At 65.1% G+C, this 5,150-nt stretch carries 4 protein-coding genes; 2 read left to right on the top strand and 2 right to left on the bottom strand.

Going from position 1 to position 5,150, the window contains the following annotated elements; translation table 11 throughout:
* The first annotated feature begins 292 nt into the window (after window positions 1–292).
* Together mrcB and M3461_07040 are read left to right on the top strand one after the other, a co-directional pair.
* Window positions 293–2,494 (top strand): penicillin-binding protein 1B, encoded by a 2,202-nt coding sequence (gene mrcB, locus M3461_07045; GenBank protein ID MDQ3774126.1) that lies wholly within the window; start codon window positions 293–295, stop codon window positions 2,492–2,494.
* Between the two features lie 173 nt (window positions 2,495–2,667).
* Window positions 2,668–2,991 carry a tetratricopeptide repeat protein gene (locus M3461_07040; GenBank protein MDQ3774125.1) on the top strand — a complete coding sequence of 108 codons (324 nt, stop codon included), beginning with the start codon at window positions 2,668–2,670 and terminating at the stop codon, window positions 2,989–2,991.
* 639 nt (window positions 2,992–3,630) lie between these two features.
* Here M3461_07040 and M3461_07035 read toward each other — a convergent pair.
* Together M3461_07035 and M3461_07030 are read right to left on the bottom strand one after the other, a co-directional pair.
* Entirely contained in the window at window positions 3,631–3,978 is a 348-nt protein-coding gene (locus M3461_07035; GenBank protein ID MDQ3774124.1) for a DUF2442 domain-containing protein, read from the bottom strand.
* Window positions 3,953–4,195: a DUF4160 domain-containing protein gene (locus tag M3461_07030; protein MDQ3774123.1), complete on the bottom strand. Its 243-nt coding sequence runs from the start codon at window positions 4,193–4,195 to the stop codon at window positions 3,953–3,955. The genes M3461_07035 and M3461_07030 overlap by 26 nt, the downstream gene beginning before the upstream one ends.
* Between the last annotated feature and the right edge of the window lie 955 nt (window positions 4,196–5,150).

Raw genomic sequence — 5,150 nt, 5'->3', positions numbered from 1 at the left:
GCGCGGCGTTCGACCCTCCCCCAGCCCGTGGCCTCGAAAGATCGATCCCCTCGACATCGTTCGCCTTGAGCTCGGTCCTTGAAGTCGATCGACCCCAAACGATCGACCAGGGGCGGGCTTCGCATTTCCGTGGGCTTGCCCTACACTGCGTGCTGGATAGTGCCGCTCTCTACTCCCTCCCGAATCCAACGTGCCACGACCCGATCGCGCCGCTGGAGGCAGGCGGTCTCCGAGCACAGCGCGTGGCGCTCTGCGCATCTGGTCGGTCCGTCTCCTGATCCTCCCGTTCGTCGTGGCCCTCGTATGGCTGATTTGGACCGACCATAAGGTCCGAACCCAGTTCGAAGGCCGGCGCTGGGCGCTGCCCGCGCGCGTCTACGCCCGCCCGCTGGAGCTGTACGCGGGGAAGGCCCAGGCCCTCTCGGATACCCGGAGTGAGTTGGCGCTCTTGGGCTATCGGGAGGTGAGCCGCGTGACGGAGCCGGGGCAGTATCGGGTCCTGGGTGAACGCCTGCGGGTGGCGACCCGCGGGTTCGTATTCTGGGATGGCCGCGAACCCCCGCGGGCAGTGGAGATCGAGTTCTCCAGGGGGCGCGTACGCCACTTACGCGAGGGCGAGACGAAAGAATCGCTGGCCTTGGTGCGGCTCGATCCGGTCGAAGTCGCCCGCATCTATCCGCGCCACAACGAAGACCGGCTCCTGGTGCGACGCGACGAGATCCCCGCGGGGCTGGTGCGGGCGCTTATCGCCGTGGAAGACAAGGCCTACTACCGGCACCCTGGTGTGGACCCGTTCGCCATCCTGCGCGCTCTAATGGAAAACCTGCGTGCGGGCGAGGTTCGGCAGGGCGGCAGCACCTTGACCCAGCAGCTCGTCAAGAACTTTTATCTCAATCCCGAGCGCACACTGGGGCGCAAGATCAGCGAGGCAATCATGGCGCTCTTGCTGGAGTTACGTTACAGCAAGGAGGAGATCCTCGAGGCCTATGTCAACGAGGTCTATCTCGGCCAGGACGGGCCGCGCGCGATCCATGGCTTCGGGCTCGCCGCGCAGTTCTATTTCGGCCGGCCGCTCGCCGAGCTGTCCACAGCGCAGCTGGCCCTCCTGGCCGGCATGGTGCGCGGCGCGTCGCTGTACAACCCGCGCCGCCATCCGAGCCGCGCCCTCAAGCGCCGCAACGATGTGCTGGCGCGCATGGCCGCGCAAGGCATGCTCACCAGACGGGACGCGGAGCTCCTGAGCCGCGCATCGCTCGGTGTCACGGCGCGCGCATCCGGCACCGCCACCCGCTTCCCGGCCTTCACCGAGGTGGTGCGGCGCCAGCTGCGGCGGATCTATCGTGAGGAGGACCTCGAAAACGAAGGCTTGCAGGTCTTCACGAGCCTCGATCCGATCGTTCAAGGGCGCGCCGAGGCCGCGCTGTCCGAGCGCCTCACGGCGCTCGAACGCGGGAGCCTTATGCCACGCGGGACGCTGCAGGGGGCGGTCATCGCGATACACCCGGAAAACGGCGAGATCCTGGCGCTCTGCGGCGATCGGCGCACCCGTTATCGCGGCTTTAACCGCGCCCTGGATGCCCGGCGACCGATCGGATCCTTGATCAAACCGGCCGTCTATCTCGCGGCCCTGTCACGGCCCGATCGCTTCAATGCAGTCTCGTCGCTGGAGGATCGACCGTTCAGCTGGGTCGATCGGCGCGGGGTGAAGTGGGTGCCGCACAACTACACAAAGGAAACGCACGGCACCGTTCCGCTCCACGAGGCCCTGGCACGTTCGTACAACCTCGCCACCGTTCGGTTGGGCATGAGCGTCGGGACCGGCGAGGTGCGCCGCACCCTCGCGCGGCTCGGGATCCCCGACGATGTCCCGGACTATCCCTCGCTGTTCCTCGGCGCGATCGATCTCTCGCCGCTCGAGGTCACGCAGATGTATCAGACCATCGCGAGCGATGGGTTCCACAGTCCGTTGCACTCGATACGCGAGGTCCTGACGCAAGACGGCCGGCCGTTGCAGCGCCACGGTTTGATCGTGCGGCAGACGATCGCGCCGGCCCCGGCCTACCTGCTCAAGACGCTCTTGACCGAGGTCCTGGTATCGGGCACGGCCGCCCAGCTCTCGCGCGCGTTCCGCGGTGCCCTGCCGCTCGCCGGCAAGACCGGAACCACCGACGATCTGCGCGACAGTTGGTTCGTGGGTTTCGGGGGGGATATGCTGGCCACGGTGTGGGTGGGCCGAGACGACAATCGGCCGGCCGGCCTTTCCGGCGCGGCGGGCGCCATGCAGGTGTGGTCGGCCATGATGCGCGCGCGCCCCCCTTCGTCGCTGGACCTCAACCCGCCGGAGGGGATCGAATGGCACTGGGTCGATGGCGTGAGCGGTGCCCGCACCGAGGCCGCGTGTCCCGGTGCGCGGCGATTCCCGTTCATCACGCCGCATCGCCCCGCGCGGTTCCGGCATTGTGGGGAAGAGGCGGTGTCGGGTCTCGTGCCGTGAATCTCGCGCCTTTCATTCCCTTACTTTACGAGGGCCGGGTACCCCTAATGTCCTTTAAAAGTACGCGCGCGCTCTGCGCTCGTCTCGGTCTCCTGGCAAGCTTGGCCTGCGGCCCGCTAGCGCCCGCCGCGCCGACTTCCCGTGCAGCCGAGCCCGCGGCCGGGCCCGCGCCGATGGTGCTGCTCACGCGAGCGCAGGCGCTCGCCAATGCCGGGAAGTCCGAAGAGGCCGCGGCGACCTTGGAACGCGCCATCCGCATCGAGCCGCGCAACCCGTGGCTCTGGCACCGCCTCGCGGTGCTGCGACTCCAGGAGGGGCAGCACTCCCTTGCCATCGAGCTGGCGAAGAGATCCAACGTGCTGGCGCGCGGCAAGCGCCGGCTGCTGGCGGGAAACTGGCTCCTGGTCGGCAAAGCGCGGGCGGGACTGCGTGATGTCGAGGGGGCAGCACGGGCGCGCGCCCGTGCGCGGGCGTATCTCCGTCGCGGTGGGCCATGAGCGACGCGGGCCCCAGTCGGTCACCGCCGCACGCCGCGGGGCATTGCGGACCCCTTCACTGGGGTCAGGTCCTTCTTAGGACCAGCTAGCGCTGTCCCGTTTTGCTCCCGGCGAAACGGTGGGGTCAGCGCCCGATGACAGCGGTGACGGTGCCGGCGTGGTGGCGCGATGAGCGTCGCCAGGCGCTCCAACCCCTTCCGGTCCCTGGCCTCGATGCGTAGCGGCATCGAGGGAGAAGCCATCCCCGTGCTCCCCATCGTCGCCTCTCGGCCGCCGCCTCCGGTGTGATGAGCGCGCGCCGCGCGAAGAGCCGCAGCATCCGCGCCGCATCCTTCGGTGCGCCCAGTCTGGGCCACTCTTTGGCCCCGGCTTCCGGAACTGTACCAGCACTTCAGGGAGCACGGCTTCCCCGCAGCCTGCCCCTGCATGCACTAATAGCTATAAGCGGGGGGCCTACACTACAGGCCTCTCGGTATACGCTTCATTTGTCTTGTTCACGCGCCTCACAGTCTCCCGACCATTCGGGCGCTCCGCCGCAGGCGCAACACTCGATACGGGTGGGTGGGTTGACCGTTACCCGAGGGGGACTCGCACCCCGCAAGATACGCCAGGCTTCGCTTGGCACAATAATGCCGGCGCTCACCCGCCGCGCCCAGAACGCGCCGGTGCCCGCTTGCCCGGTCGGCCTCGTGGCCCCGGTCGGGTGGAGCGCTTTGTTCGGCTCTCCGCTCGCACTCCTGGTGCGGGCGCACCTCGGAGCATGCCCTCGGTGCTCAGATCCTCATCAATGTCGGGCCAGTGAATTCCATAACCGGCTGCGCACAGGGTCCAATTCTGAAGGTGCTCCAGACTCGCCCCCGCCAACCTCGGGTACCACTCCAGCGGTACCGAAATCGTTCGACCATCCATCAGGTCCACGGTGAGCGAATCTTCCGAGAAGCGGACGTCGCGAACTCTCTCGTCAGCGCTGAGTGCCAATGTGCCCATTCCAGACCTCCAGAAAGCGCGTCTGATGCTCCTCGATTAATATACGGATTCGTCGCAGCTCGTGGGCGGGAAAGCCAAAGTTCCGTGCGAGAGCAACGGGCTGCAGCCAGAATTTTGCCGATAGCTTGTCTCGGTCGACGTGGACGTGCGGTGGCTCATTCGGTTCATGGCTGAAGAAGTACGCGCGATAGGGTCCGCTCCTCAAGACCGTCGGCATTCGCACATCCTACCACCAACGTTGAGTACGCGACAGGATGCGGTGAACGAAGAGAACCGCATCGCTCCGTTACTCCCCTGCCGCAAGACTTGGGACGTTCTCGCCACCCGCATCCTCCGGATATACATTCCTCGCCGCCTGAACGCATGGAAACTGAAATGAGGCCAACGGATACGCGTCTCACCCATCCACGTCTGAATCCGTATCACCGGGGGCCCAGCGTCCAGACGCAATGTAAATGATCCGGCAGGATTACAATCGCTACCAGGTGGAAGGGGTGCCACGCGCGAACATTACGCAACGCAGTTCGGAACATATCAATCCGCTCGACCAATAGGCGATTCCCGCGCCGCTCGGCCAGGTTCACCGTGAAAACCACGTGGGTCCCGGAAGCCAGGCACGACGGTATTCGGTCATCGATCACCTATCTCTCGCCCAGCTCTTTTCGCGAGCGATGCGGTTCCCTTCGTTCACCGCATCCTGTCATGGCTGCAACCTCTTTGTTAGGCGCATAGGGCAACCACTAAGAAATGGGGGGGGATGAAGTATTTTTATTCACCGTTGATGGCCGCGGGCTGGCCACCCTTTCGGCTTTCGGCAAGGCCATACTCAAGTAGGAAAAAAGTTTCCAAGCACACACGAGTTTCTTCTTTTCTCAATGCATGGAATCGGAGTAGCAGGTGCACGAATGCTGCCACAGCAACTACAATGATTCCAGTAACCCAGAGGCACGGTTGTCCCTTCATCCTGAGCATTAACTCCGATATATCACCGGCGTGAGACAATAAACCTAGCGCGAGTAAAGCCACCGGCAGCGGTAACGTTCCGATTAGACCCTATCGTTGCATAAATGTCGCTTGACTGAGGATCTCAGGCGGCTTGCACGGCTTCGAGGTAATGCAACAACTCCTCTTGGACCGCCGGATTGGCGGACATGCTTAGGGTGAGCTGCCCC

It is taken from the genome of Pseudomonadota bacterium, from assembly GCA_030860485.1.
GTDB lineage: Bacteria > Pseudomonadota > Gammaproteobacteria > JACCXJ01 > JACCXJ01 > JACCXJ01.
The sequence above is the reverse complement of the archived record's forward strand: the minus strand, read 5'-3'. Positions and strand labels throughout refer to the sequence as shown.

Coding starts and splice junctions, on each gene's coding strand:
- M3461_07040 (MDQ3774125.1), top strand. CDS start 2,668: ATGGTGCTGCTCACGCGAGCGCAGGCGCTCGCCAATGCCGGGAAGTCC.
- M3461_07030 (MDQ3774123.1), bottom strand. CDS start 4,195: ATGCCGACGGTCTTGAGGAGCGGACCCTATCGCGCGTACTTCTTCAGC.
- M3461_07035 (MDQ3774124.1), bottom strand. CDS start 3,978: ATGGGCACATTGGCACTCAGCGCTGACGAGAGAGTTCGCGACGTCCGC.